Here is a 21,596-nt window from a genome sequence, read left to right on the forward strand (position 1 = left end):
CCTACAATCGCGAACAATGTCTGCCAACAATTATGGGGATCTCATGGGCACGGCCAAACACAGTAAGTTGTTAATCCTTGGTTCTGGACCTGCGGGATACACCGCTGCGGTCTATGCTGCACGCGCAAACCTGCAACCAGTCCTGATTACCGGGCTGGAAAAAGGCGGTCAGCTGACCACCACCACCGAAGTTGAAAACTGGCCAGGCGACCCAAGCGACCTGACCGGTCCACTGCTGATGGAACGCATGCACGAGCACGCGACTAAGTTTGAGACCGAAATTATTTTCGATCATATTCACAGCGTAGATCTGCAAAACCGTCCGTTCCGCCTGACCGGCGACAGCGGTGAGTACACCTGCGATGCGTTAATCATCGCTACCGGTGCGTCTGCGCGTTACCTGGGGCTGCCATCGGAAGAAGCATTCAAAGGCCGTGGCGTCTCTGCCTGCGCAACCTGCGACGGTTTCTTCTACCGTAATCAGAAAGTCGCGGTCATCGGCGGCGGTAATACCGCGGTTGAAGAAGCGCTGTATCTGTCCAATATCGCCTCAGAAGTGCATCTGATTCACCGTCGTGATTCATTCCGCGCGGAAAAAATCCTGATTAAGCGTCTTATGGATAAAGTGGAAAGCGGCAATATCGTGCTGCATACCCATCGCACGCTGGAAGAAGTCACCGGCGATCAGATGGGCGTAAGCGGTCTGCGTCTGCGTTCGACCGAAAGCGACGATATTGAATCACTGGAAGTCGCTGGCCTGTTCGTGGCCATCGGCCATAGTCCGAATACCGCTATTTTCGAAGGTCAGTTGGCGCTGGAAAACGGCTATATCAAAGTGCAGTCCGGCATTCACGGCAACGCAACCCAGACCAGCATCCCTGGTGTGTTTGCTGCAGGCGACGTAATGGACCACATTTACCGTCAGGCAATCACCTCCGCAGGCACCGGCTGTATGGCCGCGCTGGACGCTGAGCGCTATCTCGACGGTCTGGCTGACGCGTGCAAATAATCTTTACAAGTCAGTAACAAAAGTAAAAAAGGCGACGATAAGTCGCCTTTATTTTTTCTGCGATGTAACATTGCCGCGCCCATAACTGAAACCATTAGCCATAAGCACCTGCTAAGCGCCCAATGAATAAAAGTCGCCAACAAGAACTCACCCGCTGGCTCAAACAGCAAAGCGTCCTGTCACGCCGCTGGTTGATGACCTCCCGTCTGCTCGGCTTCGTTAGCGGTGTATTGATCATCGCCCAGGCCTGGTTCCTTGCCCGCATTCTCCACCATATGATTATGGAGAACATCCCGCGAGAAGCATTGCTGCTGCCGTTTATCCAACTGGTGCTGATCTTTATCCTGCGCGCTTGGGTGGTCTGGCTGCGCGAGCGCGTCGGTTTTCACGCCGGGCAGCAGATTCGGTTTGAAATCCGCCGTCAGGTGCTTGACCGCCTTCAGCAGGCTGGTCCAGCCTGGATTCAGGGGAAACCTGCCGGGAGCTGGGCAACGCTTATTCTCGAACAAATCGATGACATGCACGATTACTACGCCCGCTACCTGCCGCAGATGGCGCTGGCGGCCTGCGTTCCCCTGCTTATCGTCGTGGCGATTTTCCCTTCAAACTGGGCGGCGGCGCTTATTCTGCTAGTCACCGCGCCGTTGATCCCGCTGTTTATGGCGCTGGTTGGTATGGGCGCTGCCGATGCCAACCGCCGTAACTTCCTGGCGCTGGCGCGTCTGAGCGGTCACTTCCTTGACCGTCTGCGTGGTATGGATACGCTGCGTATCTTTGGCCGCGGCGAAGCGGAAACGGAAAATATTCGCGAGGCGTCGCAAGATTTCCGCCATCGTACGATGGAAGTGCTGCGCCTGGCCTTCCTCTCCTCCGGCGTGCTGGAATTCTTTACCTCGCTCTCCATTGCGCTGGTTGCGGTCTATTTCGGCTTCTCTTATCTCGGCGAGCTGAACTTCGGCAGTTACGGCACCGCCGTGACGCTCTCCTCCGGTTTCCTGGCGCTGATCCTGGCCCCAGAGTTCTTCCAGCCGCTGCGGGATTTGGGCACCTTCTATCACGCTAAAGCACAAGCCGTTGGCGCTGCCGACAGCCTGAAAACGTTCCTCGAAGCGCCGCTGGCGCATCCTGAGCAGGGTGACCAGACACTGGACACCAGCGAGCCGGTCACGCTTTGTGCCAAAGACCTGTTTATCACCTCACCTGAAGGCAAAATACTGGTCGGGCCGCTGAACTTCACGCTTAACGCCGGTCAACGCGCTGTGCTGGTAGGTCTGAGCGGCTCCGGCAAAAGCTCGCTGCTGAATGCGCTGGCGGGTTTCTTACCCTACAGCGGATCGCTGAAAGTGAACGGCATCGAATTACGCAACCTTCACCCGGAAGGCTGGCACCGCATGATGAGCTGGGTTGGGCAAAACCCGCAGCTTCCGGCGTCCACGCTGCGTGAGAACGTGCTGCTCGGCAATCCTGATGCCAGTGAACAGCAGCTGCGGCAGGCGCTGGATAAAGCCTGGGTCAGCGAATTTCTCCCGCAGCTACCTGACGGTATCAACACCATCGTAGGTGAACAGGCCGCACGGCTGTCCGTCGGCCAGGCCCAGCGCGTCGCCGTGGCCCGGGCCCTGCTCGCCCCCTGCCGTCTTCTGCTGCTGGATGAACCTGCTGCCAGCCTGGATGCACACAGCGAACAGCGCGTCATGCAGGCGCTGACCGAAGCCTCAACCCAACAAACCACGTTGATGGTAACCCATCAGCTTGAAGGCCTTACCGAGTGGGACACTATCTGGGTAATGGAGAACGGTCAGATTATTGAGCAGGGAACGTATCAGCAGTTGGTTGATGCTAACGGCGTCTTTACGAGCCTACTGGCCAGCCGTCAGGAGGAGATCTAAATGCGTGCACTGTTACCTTATCTGGCGCTTTATAAACGTCACAAGTGGCTGCTCAGCCTGGGCATTATTCTGGCGATTGTCACGCTGTTAGCGAGCATTGGCTTACTGACCCTTTCCGGCTGGTTCCTCTCGGCCTCAGCGGTAGTCGGGTTTGCGGGCGCTTACACCTTCAACTACATGCTGCCTGCCGCTGGCGTGCGCGGCGCGGCGATTATTCGTACCGCCGGGCGCTATTTTGAACGTCTGGTCAGTCACGATGCGACCTTCCGCGTCTTGCAGCATTTACGCGTTTTCACCTTCAGTAAGCTGCTGCCGCTCTCCCCTGCCGGGCTGGCACGCTTTCGTCAGGGCGAACTGCTCAACCGTATGGTGGCCGACGTCGATACGCTCGATCACCTCTATCTGCGCGTCATTTCACCGTTGGTTGGCGCATTGGTGGTTATTCTGGTGGTCACGGCCGGGCTTAGCCTGCTGGACGTTGGCCTGGCGTTGACGCTCGGCGGCATTATGCTGGCCACGCTGATTATCTTACCGCCGTTGTTCTATCGCGCCGGTAAACCCACCGGCGAGCAGTTAACCACCCTGCGCGGTCAGTATCGCCAACAGCTGACCGGCTGGCTGCAAGGTCAGGCTGAACTGACGATTTTTAACGCCAGCCAGCACTATCGTAAACAAATGGAACAGACCGAGCTCAACTGGCACGACGCTCAGCGTCGTCAGTCGGAACTCACCGCACTCTCTCAGGCTCTGATGCTGCTGATTGGCGGCGTTGCGGTTGTCTCCATGCTGTGGCTCGCCGCAGGTGGCGTTGGCACCAACAGCCAGCCGGGCGCGCTGATTGCGCTCTTTGTTTTCTGTGCGCTGGCGGCCTTTGAGGCGCTCGCGCCGGTCACCGGTGCGTTCCAGCACCTGGGGCAGGTTATCGCCTCGGCGCTGCGCGTCAGCCAGATTATCGAACAGCAGCCAGAAGTCACCTTCCCGCAGCAAGCTGTAGCGCGGCCACAGCAGGTGGCGTTAACGCTGACTCAGGTGTCATTCACTTACCCGCAGCAGACGCAGCCAGCGCTGGATAACCTTACGCTGTCTATCTCCGCAGGCGAACATATTGCGATTCTTGGCCGAACCGGCTGTGGTAAATCGACGCTGCTTCAGCTGCTTACCCGCGCCTGGGACCCTCAGCAGGGCGAGATTCAGCTTAACGGCACGCCGCTTCGCCAGTTTGACGAGCAGACGCTTCGTCAGACCGTCAGCCTGGTACCACAGCGCGTACACCTGTTCAGCGCCACGCTTCGCGATAACCTACTGCTGGCGAAACCTGATGCAAGCGATGAAGCACTCAGTGACGTGCTGCGTCGTACTGGGCTCGAAAAGCTGCTGGAAGACGCCGGTCTGAACAGCTGGCTCGGTGAAGGCGGCCGTCAGCTTTCCGGCGGCGAGCTTCGTCGTCTGGGGATTGCGCGTGCACTGTTGCATGATGCTCCACTGATGATGCTGGACGAACCCACAGAGGGGTTAGATGCCACCACCGAGAGCCAGATCCTTGAACTACTGGCCGACGTGATGCGTCATAAGACGCTGCTGATGGTGACTCACCGCCTGCGCGGACTGGCGCGATTTAATCAGATAATTGTCATGGACAACGGGCAAATAATTGAGCAAGGTAATCATACAGAACTGCTGGCAAAACAAGGTCGTTACTACCAGTTTAAACAGCGCCTGTAGACTATGATTAGTTAACTCTGTTTCGTGAGGTCATCGCGACATGCGCCTTGTCCAGCTTTCTCGACATTCGATCGCGTTTCCCTCCCCTGAGGGCGCATTACGTGAACCAAACGGACTGCTCGCGCTAGGGGGCGATCTCGGCCCCGCGCGTCTGCTGATGGCCTATCAGCGCGGTATTTTCCCGTGGTTCTCTCCTGGCGATCCCATTCTATGGTGGTCGCCGGATCCCCGCGCCGTGCTGTGGCCTGAACAGTTCCACCTCAGCCGCAGTATGAAGCGATTTCATAAAACCTCGCCCTACCGCGTGACGATCAACTATGCCTTCAGCGATGTGCTCGCCGGCTGCGCGCAGGATCGTAACGAAGGGACCTGGATTACCACCAGCATCAGTCAGGCCTATCAGCGGCTGCACGAGCTTGGTCATGCGCACTCCATCGAAGTGTGGCAGGAGAATATGCTCGTAGGCGGCATGTATGGCGTTGCAATGGGTGAACTGTTCTGCGGTGAGTCAATGTTCAGCCGTGCGGAGAACGCCTCTAAAACGGCGCTGTACGTCTTCTGTGAGGCCTTCAGTCAGGCGGGTGGAAAATTAATCGATTGTCAGGTACTCAATAGCCATACCGCCTCACTGGGCGCCGTAGAAATACCTCGTCGAGATTATCTTGAGCACCTTGATACTCTGCGCATACAACCTCTTCCCGATAAGTTCTGGGTCCCCAGAGCGCTCTTTTTACCTGAAGCGTAAATGATTTCAGCACAATTCCCAGCGGGATGATATAATTGCCGACGAGAGTCGCTTCTGCCTTTTACCCCGCCGACGTTTGGGAATCATTCGAGTCAGATAACGCCCACGTTTATCCTGCTGTTTCCGGCCTGGTTCGTGCCCATCACACGATGCATTTGTGTGGTGAAAGGGTAATGCGCAAAAACGACTTTCGCCGATTAAGACGGACAATTCTTTACTTACTTGATGAACTTCGGCATTATCTTGCCGGTTCAAATTACGGTAGTGATACCCCAGAGGATTAGATGGCCAAAGAAGACAATATTGAAATGCAGGGTACCGTACTTGATACGTTACCTAATACCATGTTCCGCGTAGAACTGGAAAACGGGCACGTGGTTACTGCACATATCTCCGGTAAAATGCGCAAAAACTATATCCGTATCCTGACGGGCGACAAAGTGACTGTTGAGCTGACCCCGTACGACCTGAGCAAAGGCCGCATTGTCTTCCGTAGTCGCTAATCTCCGCAGATAATGAGCGTCTGGCGCTACTTTCGCCGAGCGCTATTTGCTGAATAGTAATGCCTCGCTTATTGCGGGGCATTTTTTTGCCTTCTCCACATCACTTCATAAATTGTGCGCTTCCGGTTTACGCGATTTTTGCCAGTGATGATGCTCGCGTAGCCCTTCCGCTGACTCCTCTGCCACCGCACGGAGCTCATCGCTATCCGCTTCATGGCGGAGCTGATGATCGGCATTTTTAACCCACAAAAACTGATGTCCTTTATGTCCAGCCATGAGTTGACCTGAGAATAACGCGCAGGTGAGTAAAATCATCGATAACAATTTTGAAAACATCATGCCACCGCTTGGTTATATTCTGCCTCCATCATGCCAACCCTTACGTCGGGTTATTATCCAACTGTTCAAATTTGCGCAAAGGGAATGTCAGCGTTAAACAATGAAGATGGCGCATAAAAAAACCGAGCTGCTGCCAGCTCGGTTTTCGTTTTTACCACAAATGATTAACGTTAATGCGCCGCTTCCGGTTTATGCTTCTGTGCACTCTGGAAGCCGTAGGTCAGCTCGTTCTTCTCGTTATCGAGCGCCACGGTAACCTGGCCGCCGTCAATCAGCGAGCCAAACAGCAGTTCGTTGGCCAGCGGTTTTTTCAGGTTGTCCTGAATCACACGCGCCATAGGACGCGCACCCATCGCACGGTCGTAGCCTTTCTCGGCCAGCCAGTTACGGGCCTCCTGGCTGACTTCCAGCGATACGCCTTTTTGATCCAATTGAACCTGCAGCTCGACAATGAACTTGTCGACCACCTGATGGATAACGTCAGTAGACAGATGATCGAACCAGATAATGTTGTCGAGACGGTTGCGGAACTCTGGCGTAAAGATCTTTTTGATCTCTTCCATCGCGTCGGTGCTGTTGTCCTGCTGGATAAGGCCAATCGATTTACGCTCGGTTTCACGTACGCCGGCGTTGGTGGTCATCACCAGCACCACGTTACGGAAATCGGCTTTACGACCGTTGTTATCCGTCAGCGTACCGTTGTCCATCACCTGCAGCAGCAGGTTAAAGACGTCCGGGTGCGCTTTTTCGATTTCGTCCAGCAGCAGTACCGCGTGCGGATGCTTGATAACCGCATCGGTCAGCAGGCCGCCCTGATCAAAACCAACGTATCCCGGAGGCGCACCGATAAGGCGGCTCACCGTATGGCGTTCCATATATTCGGACATATCAAAACGCAGCAGCTCAATGCCCATCGCCTTCGCCAGTTGGACGGTCACTTCTGTTTTACCTACCCCGGTAGGGCCAGCGAACAGGAAGGAGCCCACCGGACGGTGATCGTGGCCGAGGCCCGCGCGGCTCATTTTGATGGCTTCGGTCAACGCATCGATAGCGTTATCCTGGCCGAAGACCAGCATTTTCAGGCGATTGCCGAGATTTTTCAGCGTATCACGATCGCTCTGGGAGACGCTTTTCTCCGGGATACGCGCAATACGCGCGACCACGGATTCAATGTCCGCCACGTTGATCGTTTTCTTACGCTTGCTCACCGGCATCAGACGGGCGCGAGCGCCAGCCTCATCAATCACGTCGATGGCCTTATCCGGCAGATGACGATCGTTAATGTATTTCACCGCCAGCTCCACCGCCGCACGCACCGCTTTCGCGGTATAGCGGACGTCGTGGTGCGCTTCGTATTTCGGCTTCAGACCGTTCAGGATCTGCACAGTCTCTTCGACCGACGGTTCGGTAATATCGATTTTCTGGAAACGACGCGCCAGCGCCCTGTCCTTCTCGAAGATATTGCTGAACTCCTGGTACGTGGTAGAGCCCATTACCCGAATCTTACCGCTGGAGAGCAGCGGTTTAATCAGGTTCGCAGCATCCACCTGCCCGCCTGACGCAGCACCCGCACCGATAATGGTGTGGATTTCGTCGATGAACAGAATGCTGTTGGTATCCTGCTCTAACTGCTTGAGCAGTACCTTAAAGCGTTTTTCGAAATCACCGCGATACTTGGTGCCCGCCAGCAGCGAACCAATATCGAGCGAGTAGATAGTGCAGTCGGCCATGATTTCCGGCACGTCGCCGCGCACAATGCGCCAGGCGAGGCCTTCGGCAATCGCCGTTTTACCGACACCGGACTCACCCACCAACAGCGGGTTATTCTTACGGCGGCGGCACAGCACCTGAATAGTGCGTTCCAGCTCTTTGTCGCGACCAATCAGCGGGTCAATTCCCCCGACGCGAGCAAGCTGATTAAGATTGGTGGTGAAGTTTTCCATACGTTCCTCCCCGCCTGCTTGCTCTTCGTTAGTTTGCTGATTCCCGGAATCAGAAGGCTGGCTTGGCTCGTCTTTACGCGTGCCATGAGAGATGAAGTTCACCACGTCAAGACGGCTGACTTCATGTTTACGCAGAAGATACGCGGCCTGCGACTCCTGCTCGCTGAAAATCGCCACGAGGACGTTAGCGCCGGTCACTTCGCTACGGCCAGAAGACTGGACGTGGAAGACCGCGCGCTGCAGAACACGCTGGAAGCTGAGCGTCGGTTGCGTTTCGCGCTCTTCTTCACTGACCGGTAGCACCGGCGTGGTTTGTTCGATGAAGGCTTCGAGTTCCTGACGCAGCGCCACCAGATCGACCGAGCACGCTTCCAGCGCTTCACGGGCTGATGGGTTGCTGAGCAGTGCCAGCAACAGATGCTCCACGGTCATAAACTCGTGACGGTGCTCGCGCGCTCTGGCGAAAGCCATGTTTAAACTGAGTTCCAGTTCTTGATTGAGCATAGGCACCTCCCCCAATTTTCATGCCTGTATCAGGCTTGTTCCAGCGTACACAACAGTGGATGCTCGTTCTCCCTCGCGTACTGATTCACCATGGCAACTTTGGTCTCGGCGACTTCTGCCGTAAAAACACCACAAATTGCTTTACCTTGATAGTGAACCGTTAGCATCAGTTGTGTTGCGCGTTCTACATCATAAGAAAAGAATTTTTGTAACACGTCAATAACAAACTCCATCGGAGTGTAATCATCATTGACCAATATCACTTTATACATCGATGGGGGCTTAAGCCCATCCTGAAGTTTATCTGCCGAAAGCTGGTCGAAGTCCAGCCAGTCTCTGCTCTTACTCATTGTCAGTCATCATTGTGGGTGTCATCTCTTGCTGCTGACGAGCCTGTTTGCACGTTCGCATCTCGTATTATTGACGGGAATAATGACACATTTTCCGTCAACCACGTCGCGACTCGTTCCTGTGCATACATGTTCTAAATCTACTGTAGATCATAGATAGCTATCACCTATAGCTGTCATTCGCGAACTCTGTCACATTCCCGTCAATAGCGTTAACTGCTTCAAATTTTGACGCATTTTCCCCCTTCGGCCTCCTTCAATCGCTTGACGCACAGTACGAAATATCTAAATTGTACTGGCGAGAGTTGGTGAGGTTTTGAACAACTCCTGACTCCACCACCGGTTCATTCCATCTACTTATAAACGTATAATAGTGTTACGAAGGATGTCGAAGTATGGAAATGGGTACTGTTAAGTGGTTCAACAATGCCAAAGGGTTCGGATTTATTTGCCCGGAAGGCGGTGGCGAGGACATCTTCGCCCATTACTCCACCATCCAGATGGATGGGTACAGAACGTTAAAAGCCGGGCAATCCGTCCAGTTTGATGTCCACGAGGGGCCGAAAGGTAATCATGCAAGCGTGATTATCCCTCTGGAAGCAGAAACAGCCGCCTAGTTACTGCCCCATTGTGTACATCCCGCTGTCAAAATGCCAGTCCTTCTGACTGGCATTTTTTCACTTATTTTGCGTTTACTCGCGCGCCAGCGCATCAACCGGATCGAGCCTTGCCGCGTTGCGCGCCGGAAGCCAGCCGAACAGTACGCCGGTCAGCGTCGAGCAAATAAACGCCGTCAGCAGCGCCAACGGTGAGAAGCCAATTTCCCACCCCGGCAGCACCAGTTGCAGCAGTAGCGCAATCATCATTGACAACGCCACACCAATCGCGCCGCCGACCAGACAGACCAGAATCGCTTCTATCAGGAACTGCTGCAGCACGTTGCTTGCCCGCGCCCCAACCGCCATACGAATGCCAATTTCCCGCGTACGCTCCGTCACCGACACCAGCATAATATTCATCACGCCAATGCCGCCCACCACCAGCGAAATCACCGCCACCAGCGTTAAGAACAGCTGTAATGTATGTGTGGTGCGTTCCGCCGTTTTCAAGACGCTGTCCATGTTCCAGACGAAGAAATCTTTTTTACCGTGCCGCAGGTTTAACAGTCGGGTGAGCTGCTCTTCAGCAATGCTGCTGTCGTACCCCTCTTTCACCCTGACGGTAATCGAGTTCAGCCACGACTGCCCCATGACCCGCCCTGACATGGTGGAATATGGCAGCCAGACGCGGAGAATTTTGCTACTGCCGAACATCGACTGCTTTTCATCCGCCACGCCAATAACCGTTGCTGGCATATTGCCTACAAGAATCACTTCACCCACAACGCTGGCTTTATTCGGGAAAAGCTGACGACGGGTATTACTGTCGAGTATGACGACCTGCGAACGTTCAGCGGCCTGTACATCATTAAAGGTATTCCCTTCACTGAAGGTCATACCGTAGACGTTAAAATAGTGCTGCCCAATGCCCTGAACGCTGGCGGCAACGTCGATGTTGCCGGCCCTGACGCGCAGGTTTTTTGAGACAGAAGGCGTGACTGAACTGACCCACGACTGCTTTTCAATCGCCAGCAGGTCATCGTATTTCAGCGACTGCTGATACTGCGGATCGTCATCACCAAAATCTTTCCCCGGATAGACGTCAATGGTATTCGTGCCGATGGCGCGAATATCGGCCAGCACCATCTGTTTGGCGGCATCGCCCACCACGACGATAGAAACCACCGAAGCAATACCGATAATAATGCCCAGCATGGTCAGCAACGTACGCATTTTGTTGGCAACCATCGCGCGCCAGGCCATCGATAACGCTTCACGGAAACTGTTACTGAACTGCCGCCAACCGGAGGCATTCTGTGCCGCAGGCTGGCGCGCTACCGCCGTGGTCTGACGCGCTGGCGGGTTACGAATAATTTCCCCATCGCGAATCTCAATCACCCGCTCAGCCTGAGCGGCAACCTGCGGGTCGTGAGTCACAATAATCACCGTGTGACCCTGCTCTTTAAGCTGATGCAGTATTGCCATCACCTCTTCGCCAGAATGGGTATCAAGCGCGCCGGTCGGTTCATCGGCGAGGATCACCTGGCCGCCGTTCATCAGCGCGCGGGCGATACTCACGCGCTGCTGCTGACCACCAGACAGCTGCGATGGTGCGTAGTCCACGCGATCGGCAAGCCCAAGACGTTGTAACAGCTGTCTGGCGCGCTCAAGACGAGCTTTGCGTTCCATGCCAGCATACACGGCGGGTACTTCAACGTTCTGCGCCGCCGTCAGATGAGACAGCAGATGGTAGCGCTGAAAGATAAAGCCAAAATGCTCGCGCCGCAGCGCCGCCAAAGCATCACTATCAAGCGTGGCAACATCCACCCCGGCAACCCGATAAGTGCCGCTCGTCGGCTTATCAAGGCAACCGAGAATATTCATCAGGGTCGATTTCCCCGAGCCAGAGGCCCCGACAATCGCCACCATTTCTCCGGCGTTGATCTGCAGGGAAATCCCCTTCAGCACATCGACGCTGCCGTCACCTGACGGATAGCTTCGGCGAATGTCACTGAGTTCAAGCAGCGCGGTCATTTTACCGCCCCGGCTTTACCTTCTCCGGTAATCACCTCATCCCCTGCTTCCAGCCCTTTAGCAATTTCAACGTCGGTGTCATTACGCGCACCAATGACCACTTCACGCGTCTTCACTTCGCCATTACGCAACAGGCGCACGTTATAGCGGTTTTCGCCAACGCTATCGCCGAGTGCGGAAAGTGGGATAGTCAGTACATCGTTTACGCCGCTGAGTTGAATATGCACCTGGGCCGTCATATCAAGACGCAGCACCGCCTGCGGGTTAGGAACTTCAAAACGAGCATAATAGAAGATGGCGTCGTTGACCTTCTCCGGGGTAGGCAGAATATCTTTTAGCGTGCCCTCATAGCGGGTCATTGGGTCGCCGAGTACCGTAAACCAAGCTTTCTGACCTGGCTTGAGGTGAATAACGTCGGCTTCGGACACTTGAGCTTTGACCAACATCGTGCGGAGATCCGCCAGCGTCAGAATATTAGGTGCCTGCTGGGCCGCGATAACCGTCTGTCCCTGTAAGGTAGTAATCTGCGTCACTTCGCCCGTCATCGGCGCCACGATGCGGGTAAAATCGAGGTTGGTTTTTGCGGTATCCAGAGAAGCCTGGTTACGCTTAATTTGCGCGTCAATCGTCCCTATTTGCGCCTTTTTAACCGCCATTTCGGTGGCTGCGGTATCCAGGTCCTGACGTGAAACCGCCTGGGTTTTTGCCAACTGCTGCTGACGCGAAAAGGTCACGCTCGCCAGCTTCCATTCGGCTTCCGCCTGCTGGCGCTGCGCCCGCAGTTCCATCAACGTGGCTTCAACCTCTTTTATCTGGTTCTGTGCCTGTTCCGGGTCGATAACCCCCAATAGCTGGTCTTTCACCACTTTGTCGCCAATATTCACCGACAGCGTTTTCAACTGGCCGCTCACCTGCGCACCCACGTCAACTTTGCGCAGCGCATCAAGTTTACCGGTGGCAAGTACGCTTTGTTCAAGGGAGCCCTTGCGAACAATCAGCGTCTGGTAGTTGGGTAATGGCGCATTCAGCGTTTTCCAGACCGCTATCATGGCGATAACCACGACGATAGCCGCGATCGCATAGCGTTTTTTAAACTTTCCCTTGATGTTCATAAAAATCCTGAATTCCCCAGTGTATTCGACAGAATGAAAAGGCAAGCGTAAACAAAATATAAACAATCGTTAAAGAGACCTAAGAATTATCCGATGATTGAGGCTCTATTTAATTTTCCGTTTGTAAACTTTAGAAAAGTTTTTATATCAGGTCGTTTGCCATGTCTCAGCTCAGTGATAATTCTCTCCCTCAAGCACACTCCTTCACCAGTATTGGTCTGTTTTTCAGGCTGTTCAGCGGCCATTGGCAACCAGGAGAACAATGGCATAAACGCAGCTTTCGGCGGAAGTTTATGCTGCGTTCTTTATTAATGCCACGCCTAAGCCGTGAATGGATGCGTGAACTGTCCCAATGGTCAAATCTTAACGCGGTCATGGCGCGCCAGCCTCGCTTACCGGTGCGACTACATCGTCCCTATCTGGCGGTTAATTTTGCCCGCCCTCTGGTTGTGGATGCGATTCGTTATCACTATAAGCTGTTATCTGAGGCAATGTCCTCTGAAGAATTTGAGACCTATCTGAATTCGCAGTATTTCCCACTCGCCAAAGTCGAGGGGAAAAACGGCGAGATCTTCAGCTTTGACCTGACCATGGAGGTCAATCTCGACAAAGAAGGCGAGAGCACAATTCTGATGCGCAACGGGGATGGCGATACCCTGGCGGAAATGACCTTCACCATCCTGAACTATCAGAACCGTCGGACGCTGTTTATCGGCGGTCTGCAGGGCGGTAAACGTGACCTTCCTCATGAAGCTATCCAGGAAGCGACGAAAGCCTGTCACGGCCTGTTCCCTAAACGTCTGGTAATGGAGGCTATCTGCCGCTTTGCAGGACGTCTACAGGTAGAGCAAATCCTCGCCGTCAGCAACGCGGTCCATATTTTCCGCGGTGAACGCTACCTTGATAAAAATAAAACCATCCTCTCGGATTACGACAACTTCTGGGAAGCTGTGGGCGGTGAATGCGATCAAACCGGCTATTTCCACATCCCTGGAGTCATCGTCCGTAAGGATATTGCAGAGATTGCGAGCAAAAAGCGTGCGGAATACCGCCGCCGCTATGAGCTGATGGATACCATTGATTCGCAAATGTCGACGCTATTTAACCAACGTTAATCTCTTTTTCTACGCACTGCGGATGTGGTGCGTGGAAATAAAGAAAAAACAAAAACCATCAAACCTAAACACTTCATAAACAAACGTTAATCTCCACAATTCTTACATTTGTTGAAATTGTGTTGAGCATCGCGTTGCTTAAATAGGCCAATCTTTTTTATGAGATTATTCCTATGTCCAGCATCGCCGAAATTTCCTCGTCCGCAGCCCTGCAACCTGAGTCCAGCTGGCATTTCTTTCGTCTGCTGTCGACCGGTGCGTTAACGCCCGGTCGGGCATGGAAAAATCCGAGCTATCGCTTTAAGTTCATGCTGCGTTCACTAAGCACGCCGCGCATGACCGGCAAGCTGCTGGACACGCTGGCAAAGCAGCCGCATTTAATGCAGATCCTTGACGTGCAGCCAGGCCTACCGTGCCGACTCCACCGCCCATGGTTATCGATTCACACCGATCATCAACAGACAATCGAGGCATTAAGCTGGCACTATCTGCAACTGCTGAGCCACCTGCCGGAGAACGTGGCGAAAGACTATCTCTCGCCACAAGGCGCGCTGCTGGCAACCATCAACGGCAAAGATGGGCAGCAATATGCCATTCGTCTGAACGCCGATGCCATGCAGGACAAAGAAGGTGAAGCAACGCTAACGTTTCGTGATGAAAGCAACACCGTGTTAGCGGAACTGACCTTTACGTTATGCCAGCTCAACGGGGTGAACACCTTTTACATTGGGGGACTGCAAGGGGCGAAGGCGCATGTTTCGCATCAACTTATCCAGACTGCGACAAAAGCCTGCCACGGCCTGTTCCCGAAACGACTGGTGGTGGATGCGCTATTAACGCTCACAGAGTCGCTGTCGGTGGAACACGTACGCGCGGTCAGCAACGAGACGCATATCTATCGCAGCATTCGTTATCGTCGTAAAAAACGCGACAAACTGCATGCCGATTACAACAGCTTCTGGGAATCGCTCAGCGCAACGGTTGATAGCAAAGGTGAGTATGTGCTTCCGCTGGCACTGCCGCGTAAGACCATGGAAGAGATTGCCAGCAAAAAACGTGCGGAGTATCGCCGCCGCTACGAGCTGCTGGATGCGCTCCAGCAGCAGGTTTTGCAGGCCACAACGCGTTAATCTGCTTTCCCGCGCGCCAACCAGACGACGCGGGAAAACATTTTTTTCAGCAGCGACGGCACGGCTTCGGTCCCGCGACGGCCTGCCTCCATGGCCACTTCAATAGCCAAATCCGGTTTCGACGAACGGTGAATAGCCTTGGTAATCACTCGCCGCATATTCATCGGAATATTTTCCGGCAGCTGTGCGACGCGATGATAAACGCTGGAAAAACCCTGTTTGTACATAAAGTGTTCCATGTCCAGCGCCGGCAGCGTGGTCAAATGATGGTGCTCCTGGTCCCGATCGTTGTTCACTAAACTGCGCACGGTCGCCGCATACTTTTTCCCCGCTTCATCGCCATCGACCAGCACGTGCCACTCGATACCCATTCGGCTGGCAAACTTAATCAGTGGTTTTAATCCCGACTGGGCAAACTCAATAACCTTCACCCCTTCCGCATCAAAGTGGTGGCCACACTGACGCGCCAGTTCGTTGATGACCCAGGTTTCGGTCTCTCCTTCTACCAACAACCAGCAGCGGGCAAACAGGGAGGAAGCACGGTTAAAGCGGATATGGAAAGAGATGCGTCGGCTGTCTTCGGCGTTCATCCCTTCCGGACCTAAGCGCCAGGCGGATACGCGAGAGGATTCGCGTACCAGCCGACACACGTATTGCATTGGCGTAAGCGACAGGAGTTCACCTGAGTTAGTGGTGGCAATACGCTGCAAAGGCAGCAGATTCAGCAGGCTCCAGGCAACGGATAGCATGATCGGGTGCAGTCGCGTTTCCGGGTCTTCCACCAGCAGCAGCGGCCGGGCATCTTTGTCCAGCCTGACCGTCCCTTTCGCCTGAAGCAGGGTCGAAAACATGCCCAGCAGAATCACCCGGTGATTACGCGCACCGGGCTTGTCAATCATCCGGTTAATCAGATCAAGATAGCGCCAGCTCCGCTGTTCATCATGGGAACGACGGCGCATTAAGCGCTGAATTGCCGGGCCGGAACCCTGCTCAGAAAAGTAGTGCTCCAGCAGTTGTCCCATTGCCGAGAGACCCTGACGAATTTGCCCGTCGCTCAGGTTTTGCGGGCTAGTGACCAGCTCGCGTGACAGAAAATCCAGCTGGCGGGCGGTAATTTCCACATCCGGTACGTTTGGCACCGTGCCATTACGAATGCGCCGCATAAAGCGGGCATCGCGCAGGCGCAATACCGGCATCAGGCGAATTAGCTCGCGAGCACAGGCGTCGATATCATCGAGCTCCAGCGCCTGCCCGTCACAATCAATAAAACTACGCAGGGTCAGTACGCTACCATCTGCACCAAGTTCACCCTCAAGACGATAAAAAATTCGCTGGTAGCCATCGGGACATAATGACCAGCAACCGGATACCCCACGGTAACGTCGCCCACGATAATGACCAGGCTCGTTCTCGCGAAAGGTCAGAATAATATGCAGGTGGTGTTCGCGCCCCTGAACATCACCCGGCGGAAACCAGAAATCATTACGGACGAAGTGGTAAAGCCCTTCATGCGGGGAAAGCAGCAGCGTTAATGCATCCAGCAGGCTCGATTTGCCCCAGGCATTTTCGCCGATTAAGACATTATTTTGTTCCAGCATTAACGACAAACGGTTAATGCCGCGAAATCCTGCAATCTCGGTGCGTTCAAGAAGCATAACTCCTCCGTAACACAGTGCGTGCCTGCACTCCTTTCATCTCCGCAGTATAGCGGGATGCGCTGTCGTTGACACCCGTTCATCCCCTCACTTCCTGGCGGAGTGACGTCTTATTAACCACCGAAAGTAATAAAGTGCGCTCTTAATCACTCTCCACGATTATTCCGAAAATAATGCACTACACTCTAAATTAAAGAATGAATCGCTCAAGGATTAACACCACATTGTTTTGCATCAAAGTTCGCGTATTTATTTAACTGGTTAAGGGATGACGTTAGTTTTTAAAATAACGCTGACTATGCCTGCCACTCATTTAAGGCCGGTATAAATTCAGTCGTCATCCTTTATGACGATGATATTTTTGATTCGAGGTGGTTATGTTTAGAAAATTGGCTGCAGAGTGCTTCGGCACCTTCTGGCTGGTATTTGGTGGTTGCGGCAGCGCGGTTTTGGCTGCAGCGTTCCCAGAGTTAGGGATTGGCTTTGCGGGTGTTGCGCTGGCGTTCGGTTTAACCGTTCTCACCATGGCTTTTGCCGTAGGGCATATTTCTGGCGGTCATTTTAACCCGGCTGTGACGCTGGGCCTTTGGGCGGGCGGTCGTTTCCCGGCTAAAGATGTTATCGGTTATATCATTGCTCAGGTTGTTGGCGGGATTATCGCTGCAGCTATTCTGTACCTCATCGCTAGCGGTAAAGCCGGCTTTGATGCAGCAGCCAGCGGCTTTGCGTCTAACGGCTATGGTGAACACTCACCGGGCGGCTACTCTATGCTGTCCGCTATCGTAATTGAAATTGTGCTGACCTGTGGCTTCCTGCTGGTTATCCACGGTGCCACCGACAAAAATGCGCCTGCGGGCTTTGCGCCAATTGCTATCGGTCTGGCGCTGACCCTGATCCACCTGATCAGCATTCCTGTGACTAACACCTCCGTTAACCCGGCGCGTAGTACCGCAGTTGCTATCTTCCAGGGCGGCTGGGCACTGCACCAGCTGTGGCTCTTCTGGGTAATGCCAATTATTGGCGGTATCCTGGGCGGCCTGATTTATCGCACGCTGCTGGAAAAGAAATAATACGGCGGTAGGCCTGATAAGCGTAGCGCCATCAGGTAGTTTTATGCACATTGCCGGATGGCGGCGTTGCCTTATCCGGCCTACCAGGACCCGCATAGTCGGGTCTTTCTTTTTTCGTGGCTTTACTCACAATGGGGTTTTCGGTAGTGTCTGTGCGCTATTTCAATACTGCAAGGAACTGAGCACGTCATGTTATCGGGATTGCTAATCATTCTGGTGCCGCTAATTATCGGCTACCTCATCCCCCTTACCCACCGCAGCGCACTGCAATTAATCAATCGTCTGCTGAGCTGGATTGTGTACCTTATTCTCTTTTTTATGGGGATCAGCCTGGCATTCCTGGATAATCTGGCCGACAACCTGCTATCCATTTTTCACTATTCTGCCATTAGTATTGTGGTTATTTTATTGTGCAATACGCTGGCGCTTTTTTGGCTTGAAAAAGCCCTGCCCTGGGGACATCCTCACCACCAGGAAAAATTGCCTTCGCGTTTAGCCATGGCGCTGGAATCATTAAAGTTGTGCTTTGTGGTTATTGCCGGTTTCGCAGTCGGACTCAGCGGATTCTCTTTTTTACAGCACGCAACCGATGCCAGCGAATATACCCTTATCTTCCTGCTGTTCCTTGTAGGTATTCAGCTGAGAAATAGTGGTATGACATTGCGGCAAATAATTCTCAACCGCCGCGGCATGGTCATTGCGCTGGTCGTCGTCGCCAGCTCCATGGTAGCTGGGGTGATTAACGCTTTTCTGCTCGGACTACCGATTAAAACCGGGATGGCGATGGCGTCCGGATTTGGCTGGTATTCGCTATCAGGTATTCTTCTGACTGATGCTTATGGCCCGGTCATCGGCAGCGCCACCTTCTTTAACGACCTGGCGCGTGAACTGCTCGCCATCATGTTAATTCCAGGACTGGTTCGCCGTAGCCGCTCCACCGCGCTGGGACTTTGCGGTGCCACCTCGATGGACTTTACCCTACCAGTGCTGCAACGCTCTGGCGGCGTCGAAATGGTTCCTCCCGCCATCGTCCACGGCTTCCTGCTGAGCCTGCTGGTTCCTCTGATGATGGCCTTCTTCACCGCCTGATACCTCTATGGCGGTAGCCCCGGCTGCCGCCAAAATTGCGCTAAATCAACCTCCCTTTAAGTTGCACCAGAAATCCCTTTTCAAGGCTTAGCACCAGGCTTACCCTTAAACATGTATATTAAATATAACTTTAAAAAGGTGTGACCATGTTTTGTGTGCAATGTGAACAAACCATCCGTACTCCGGCAGGGAACGGCTGCTCTTATGCACAGGGTATGTGCGGTAAGACCGCTGAAACATCCGATCTGCAGGATCTGCTGATTGCGGCCCTGCAAGGTCTGTCCGCATGGGCGATTAAAGCTCGCGAATACGGCATTATCAGCCATGATGTCGATAACTTCGCCCCGCGCGCGTTCTTCTCTACCCTGACTAACGTTAACTTCGACTCCCCACGCATTGTCGGTTATGCCCGTGAAGCGATCGCCCTGCGTGAAGCGCTGAAAGCGCAGTGCCTGGCCGTAGACGCCAACGCCACCGTTGATAACCCAATGGCCGACCTGCAGCTGGCAAGCGACGATCTGGGTGCCCTGCAACAGCAGGCCGCTGAGTTCACGCCAAACAAAGATAAAGCCGCTATCGGCGAAAACATTATGGGCCTGCGTCTGCTGTGTCTGTACGGCCTGAAAGGTGCGGCTGCCTATATGGAACACGCGCATGTACTCGGCCAGTACGACAACGACATCTACGCGCAATACCACAAAATTATGGCGTGGCTGGGTACCTGGCCTTCCGATATGAACGCTCTGCTGGAGTGCTCAATGGAAATCGGCCAGATGAACTTCAAAGTGATGAGCATTCTGGATGCCGGTGAAACCACCAAATACGGTCACCCAACGCCAACTCAGGTCAACGTAAAAGCGACCGAAGGCAAATGCATTCTGATCTCCGGTCACGACCTGAAAGATCTCTATAACCTGCTGGAACAAACCGAAGGCACCGGCGTTAATGTCTATACCCACGGTGAAATGCTGCCAGCACACGGCTACCCTGAGCTGCGTAAATTCAAACACCTGATCGGTAACTACGGCAGCGGCTGGCAGAACCAGCAGGTGGAATTTGCTCGCTTCCCTGGCCCAATCGTGATGACCTCTAACTGCATCATCGACCCAACCGTGGGCGCTTACGACGACCGTATCTGGACCCGTAGCATTGTCGGTTGGCCAGGCGTGAGTCACCTCGAAGGCGACAACTTCGGTCCGGTTATCGCTCAGGCGCAGCAGATGGCAGGCTTCCCGTACAGCGAAATCCCACATCTGATCACCGTTGGTTTTGGCCGTCAGACCTTGCTGGGCGCTGCCGATACCCTGATTGACCTGGTGAGCCGCGAAAAACTGCGTCACATCTTCCTGGTTGGCGGCTGCGACGGCGCACGCGGCGAGCGTAACTACTTCACCGACTTCGCCACCAGCGTACCGGACGACTGTCTGATCCTGACCCTGGCGTGCGGTAAATACCGTTTCAACAAACTGGAGTTCGGCGATATCGAAGGTCTGCCGCGTCTGGTCGATGCCGGTCAGTGTAACGATGCCTACTCAGCTATCATCCTGGCGGTCACGCTGGCAGAAAAACTGGGCTGCGGCGTGAACGACCTGCCGCTGTCTCTGGTGCTCTCCTGGTTCGAACAGAAAGCGATTGTTATTCTGCTGACCCTGCTCTCTCTGGGCGTGAAAAACATCGTCACTGGCCCAACCGCACCGGGCTTCTTCACGCCGGACCTGCTGGCTGTGCTCAACGAGAAGTTCGGTCTGCGTTCCGTGACCACCGTTGAAGAAGATATGAAGCAGCTGCTGAGCGCGTAAGGAGTACAGAATGACCATGCCAACAAATCAGTGCCCATGGCGGATGCAGGTTCACCATATCCATCAGGAAACGCCGGACGTCTGGACAATTTCGTTGCTCTGCCACGACTATTATCCGTACCACGCCGGGCAGTATGCACTGGTCAGCGTGCGCAACTCGGCGGATACGCTGCGTGCCTACACCCTCTCCTCTACGCCGGGCGTCAGCGAGTACATCACGCTGACCGTCCGCCGTATTGACGACGGTGCCGGCTCACAGTGGCTGACCCGCGACGTAAAGCGCGGCGACTATATCTGGCTGTCTGATGCGATGGGTGAATTTACCTGTGAAGATAAAGCAGACGACAAATTCCTGATGCTGGCCGCCGGCTGCGGCGTTACGCCGATTATGTCGATGCGCCGCTGGTTGGCGAAGTACCGTCCAGAGGTCGATGTGCAGGTTATCTTTAACGTGCGCTCACCGCAGGATGTGATTTTTGCCGAGGAATGGCGACAGTATCCGGTCACGCTGGTTGCAGAAAACAACGCCACTCACGGCTTTGTTTCTGGTCGCCTGAGCACCGAACTGCTGAAAAGCGTGCCGGGCCTCTCCTCTCGTACCGTCATGACCTGCGGCCCAGCGCCATACATGGATATGGTTGAGAAAGAGGTGAAGGCGCTTGGCGTGACGCGCTTCTTTAAAGAGAAGTTCTTCACCCCGGTAGCTGATGCTGCAACGAGCGGCCTGAAGTTCACCAAGCTGCAACCGGCGAAGGAGTTCTACGCACCGGTCGGTACTACGTTGCTGGACGCGCTGGAAAGCAACAAGGTTCCGGTGGTTGCTGCATGCCGCGCGGGCGTTTGCGGTTGCTGCAAAACCAAAGTGGTATCCGGTGAGTATACGGTCACTAGCACCATGACGTTGACCGACGCGGAAATCGCTGACGGTTACGTACTGGCGTGTTCCTGTCACCCACAGGGCGACCTGGTACTGGCGTAAGCTACATCAA

General features: G+C 54.2%; 18 protein-coding genes. 12 read left to right on the top strand and 6 right to left on the bottom strand.

Annotated elements, in window-relative coordinates; genetic code table 11:
- Positions 1-43: 43 nt before the first annotated feature.
- The 5 genes from trxB (at position 44) to infA (ending at position 5,868) form a co-directional block, all read left to right on the top strand.
- On the top strand, positions 44-1,009 hold the full coding sequence (gene trxB, locus ACH1XZ_RS09280) for a thioredoxin-disulfide reductase (RefSeq protein WP_395595301.1): 966 nt from the start codon (positions 44-46) through the stop codon (positions 1,007-1,009).
- Between the two features lie 122 nt (positions 1,010-1,131).
- Positions 1,132-2,898 (top strand): heme ABC transporter permease/ATP-binding protein CydD, encoded by a 1,767-nt coding sequence (cydD, locus tag ACH1XZ_RS09285; protein WP_395595302.1) that lies wholly within the window; start codon positions 1,132-1,134, stop codon positions 2,896-2,898.
- Positions 2,899-4,620 (top strand): heme ABC transporter ATP-binding protein/permease CydC, encoded by a 1,722-nt coding sequence (gene cydC / locus ACH1XZ_RS09290; RefSeq protein ID WP_395595303.1) that lies wholly within the window; start codon positions 2,899-2,901, stop codon positions 4,618-4,620. It begins immediately after the preceding gene.
- A gap of 40 nt (positions 4,621-4,660) precedes the next feature.
- A complete protein-coding gene (gene aat / locus ACH1XZ_RS09295) occupies positions 4,661-5,365 on the top strand; it encodes a leucyl/phenylalanyl-tRNA--protein transferase (protein WP_395595304.1) in 705 nt (234 codons plus the stop codon).
- Positions 5,366-5,649: 284 nt separating this feature from the next.
- Positions 5,650-5,868 (top strand): translation initiation factor IF-1, encoded by a 219-nt coding sequence (gene infA / locus ACH1XZ_RS09305; protein ID WP_002211347.1) that lies wholly within the window; start codon positions 5,650-5,652, stop codon positions 5,866-5,868.
- Between the two features lie 105 nt (positions 5,869-5,973).
- Here the strand turns inward: infA and ACH1XZ_RS09310 are convergent, their stop codons facing one another.
- The 3 genes from ACH1XZ_RS09310 to clpS form a co-directional block, all read right to left on the bottom strand.
- Positions 5,974-6,204 carry a DUF2554 family protein gene (locus tag ACH1XZ_RS09310; protein ID WP_395595583.1) on the bottom strand — a complete coding sequence of 77 codons (231 nt, stop codon included), beginning with the start codon at positions 6,202-6,204 and terminating at the stop codon, positions 5,974-5,976.
- Positions 6,205-6,377: 173 nt separating this feature from the next.
- Positions 6,378-8,654 (bottom strand): ATP-dependent Clp protease ATP-binding subunit ClpA, encoded by a 2,277-nt coding sequence (gene clpA / locus ACH1XZ_RS09315; RefSeq protein ID WP_395595305.1) that lies wholly within the window; start codon positions 8,652-8,654, stop codon positions 6,378-6,380.
- A 29-nt stretch (positions 8,655-8,683) separates the two neighbouring features.
- Positions 8,684-9,004 (bottom strand): ATP-dependent Clp protease adapter ClpS, encoded by a 321-nt coding sequence (gene clpS / locus ACH1XZ_RS09320; protein WP_395595306.1) that lies wholly within the window; start codon positions 9,002-9,004, stop codon positions 8,684-8,686.
- A gap of 395 nt (positions 9,005-9,399) precedes the next feature.
- On the opposite strand from clpS, the gene cspD reads away from it, so the two are divergent.
- Entirely contained in the window at positions 9,400-9,621 is a 222-nt protein-coding gene (gene cspD / locus ACH1XZ_RS09325; RefSeq protein ID WP_035896359.1) for a cold shock-like protein CspD, read from the top strand.
- Positions 9,622-9,696: 75 nt separating this feature from the next.
- On the opposite strand, the gene macB is transcribed toward cspD, so the two are convergent.
- A complete protein-coding gene (gene macB / locus ACH1XZ_RS09330) occupies positions 9,697-11,637 on the bottom strand; it encodes a macrolide ABC transporter ATP-binding protein/permease MacB (RefSeq protein WP_395595307.1) in 1,941 nt (646 codons plus the stop codon).
- On the bottom strand, positions 11,634-12,749 hold the full coding sequence (gene macA / locus ACH1XZ_RS09335; RefSeq protein WP_395595308.1) for a macrolide transporter subunit MacA: 1,116 nt from the start codon (positions 12,747-12,749) through the stop codon (positions 11,634-11,636). Before macA ends, macB begins: the two co-directional genes overlap by 4 nt.
- Positions 12,750-12,910: 161 nt before the next feature.
- Here macA and ACH1XZ_RS09340 point away from each other — a divergent pair, with 161 nt between their 5' ends.
- Positions 12,911-13,864 (top strand): VirK/YbjX family protein, encoded by a 954-nt coding sequence (locus ACH1XZ_RS09340; RefSeq protein ID WP_395595309.1) that lies wholly within the window; start codon positions 12,911-12,913, stop codon positions 13,862-13,864.
- Positions 13,865-14,037: 173 nt separating this feature from the next.
- Positions 14,038-14,994: a VirK/YbjX family protein gene (locus ACH1XZ_RS09345; RefSeq protein WP_395595310.1), complete on the top strand. Its 957-nt coding sequence runs from the start codon at positions 14,038-14,040 to the stop codon at positions 14,992-14,994.
- On the opposite strand, the gene ACH1XZ_RS09350 is transcribed toward ACH1XZ_RS09345, so the two are convergent.
- Entirely contained in the window at positions 14,991-16,649 is a 1,659-nt protein-coding gene (locus ACH1XZ_RS09350) for an ATP-dependent endonuclease (protein ID WP_395595311.1), read from the bottom strand. The genes ACH1XZ_RS09345 and ACH1XZ_RS09350 overlap by 4 nt on opposite strands.
- Positions 16,650-17,026: 377 nt before the next feature.
- On the opposite strand from ACH1XZ_RS09350, the gene aqpZ reads away from it, so the two are divergent.
- The 4 genes from aqpZ to hcr all read left to right on the top strand — a co-directional run bounded on the left by aqpZ (position 17,027) and on the right by hcr (position 21,586).
- Positions 17,027-17,719, top strand: a complete 693-nt coding sequence (gene aqpZ / locus ACH1XZ_RS09355) for an aquaporin Z (RefSeq protein ID WP_035894674.1) — start codon at positions 17,027-17,029, stop codon at positions 17,717-17,719.
- A gap of 189 nt (positions 17,720-17,908) precedes the next feature.
- Entirely contained in the window at positions 17,909-18,808 is a 900-nt protein-coding gene (locus tag ACH1XZ_RS09360; protein WP_395595312.1) for a LysO family transporter, read from the top strand.
- A 146-nt stretch (positions 18,809-18,954) separates the two neighbouring features.
- Positions 18,955-20,607, top strand: coding sequence for a hydroxylamine reductase (gene hcp / locus ACH1XZ_RS09365; RefSeq protein ID WP_035894671.1), 1,653 nt, complete (start codon positions 18,955-18,957; stop codon positions 20,605-20,607).
- A 10-nt stretch (positions 20,608-20,617) separates the two neighbouring features.
- Positions 20,618-21,586, top strand: coding sequence for an NADH oxidoreductase (hcr, locus tag ACH1XZ_RS09370; RefSeq protein ID WP_395595313.1), 969 nt, complete (start codon positions 20,618-20,620; stop codon positions 21,584-21,586).
- The last annotated feature ends 10 nt before the right edge of the window (positions 21,587-21,596 follow it).

Origin of the sequence: Kluyvera chengduensis (genome assembly GCF_044197065.1) — a bacterium.
Classification (GTDB): domain Bacteria; phylum Pseudomonadota; class Gammaproteobacteria; order Enterobacterales; family Enterobacteriaceae; genus Kluyvera; species Kluyvera ascorbata_C.

Coding starts and splice junctions, on each gene's coding strand:
- trxB (WP_395595301.1), top strand. CDS start 44: ATGGGCACGGCCAAACACAGTAAGTTGTTAATCCTTGGTTCTGGACCT.
- cydD (WP_395595302.1), top strand. CDS start 1,132: ATGAATAAAAGTCGCCAACAAGAACTCACCCGCTGGCTCAAACAGCAA.
- cydC (WP_395595303.1), top strand. CDS start 2,899: ATGCGTGCACTGTTACCTTATCTGGCGCTTTATAAACGTCACAAGTGG.
- aat (WP_395595304.1), top strand. CDS start 4,661: ATGCGCCTTGTCCAGCTTTCTCGACATTCGATCGCGTTTCCCTCCCCT.
- infA (WP_002211347.1), top strand. CDS start 5,650: ATGGCCAAAGAAGACAATATTGAAATGCAGGGTACCGTACTTGATACG.
- ACH1XZ_RS09310 (WP_395595583.1), bottom strand. CDS start 6,204: ATGTTTTCAAAATTGTTATCGATGATTTTACTCACCTGCGCGTTATTC.
- clpA (WP_395595305.1), bottom strand. CDS start 8,654: ATGCTCAATCAAGAACTGGAACTCAGTTTAAACATGGCTTTCGCCAGA.
- clpS (WP_395595306.1), bottom strand. CDS start 9,004: ATGAGTAAGAGCAGAGACTGGCTGGACTTCGACCAGCTTTCGGCAGAT.
- cspD (WP_035896359.1), top strand. CDS start 9,400: ATGGAAATGGGTACTGTTAAGTGGTTCAACAATGCCAAAGGGTTCGGA.
- macB (WP_395595307.1), bottom strand. CDS start 11,637: ATGACCGCGCTGCTTGAACTCAGTGACATTCGCCGAAGCTATCCGTCA.
- macA (WP_395595308.1), bottom strand. CDS start 12,749: ATGAACATCAAGGGAAAGTTTAAAAAACGCTATGCGATCGCGGCTATC.
- ACH1XZ_RS09340 (WP_395595309.1), top strand. CDS start 12,911: ATGTCTCAGCTCAGTGATAATTCTCTCCCTCAAGCACACTCCTTCACC.
- ACH1XZ_RS09345 (WP_395595310.1), top strand. CDS start 14,038: ATGTCCAGCATCGCCGAAATTTCCTCGTCCGCAGCCCTGCAACCTGAG.
- ACH1XZ_RS09350 (WP_395595311.1), bottom strand. CDS start 16,649: ATGCTTCTTGAACGCACCGAGATTGCAGGATTTCGCGGCATTAACCGT.
- aqpZ (WP_035894674.1), top strand. CDS start 17,027: ATGTTTAGAAAATTGGCTGCAGAGTGCTTCGGCACCTTCTGGCTGGTA.
- ACH1XZ_RS09360 (WP_395595312.1), top strand. CDS start 17,909: ATGTTATCGGGATTGCTAATCATTCTGGTGCCGCTAATTATCGGCTAC.
- hcp (WP_035894671.1), top strand. CDS start 18,955: ATGTTTTGTGTGCAATGTGAACAAACCATCCGTACTCCGGCAGGGAAC.
- hcr (WP_395595313.1), top strand. CDS start 20,618: ATGACCATGCCAACAAATCAGTGCCCATGGCGGATGCAGGTTCACCAT.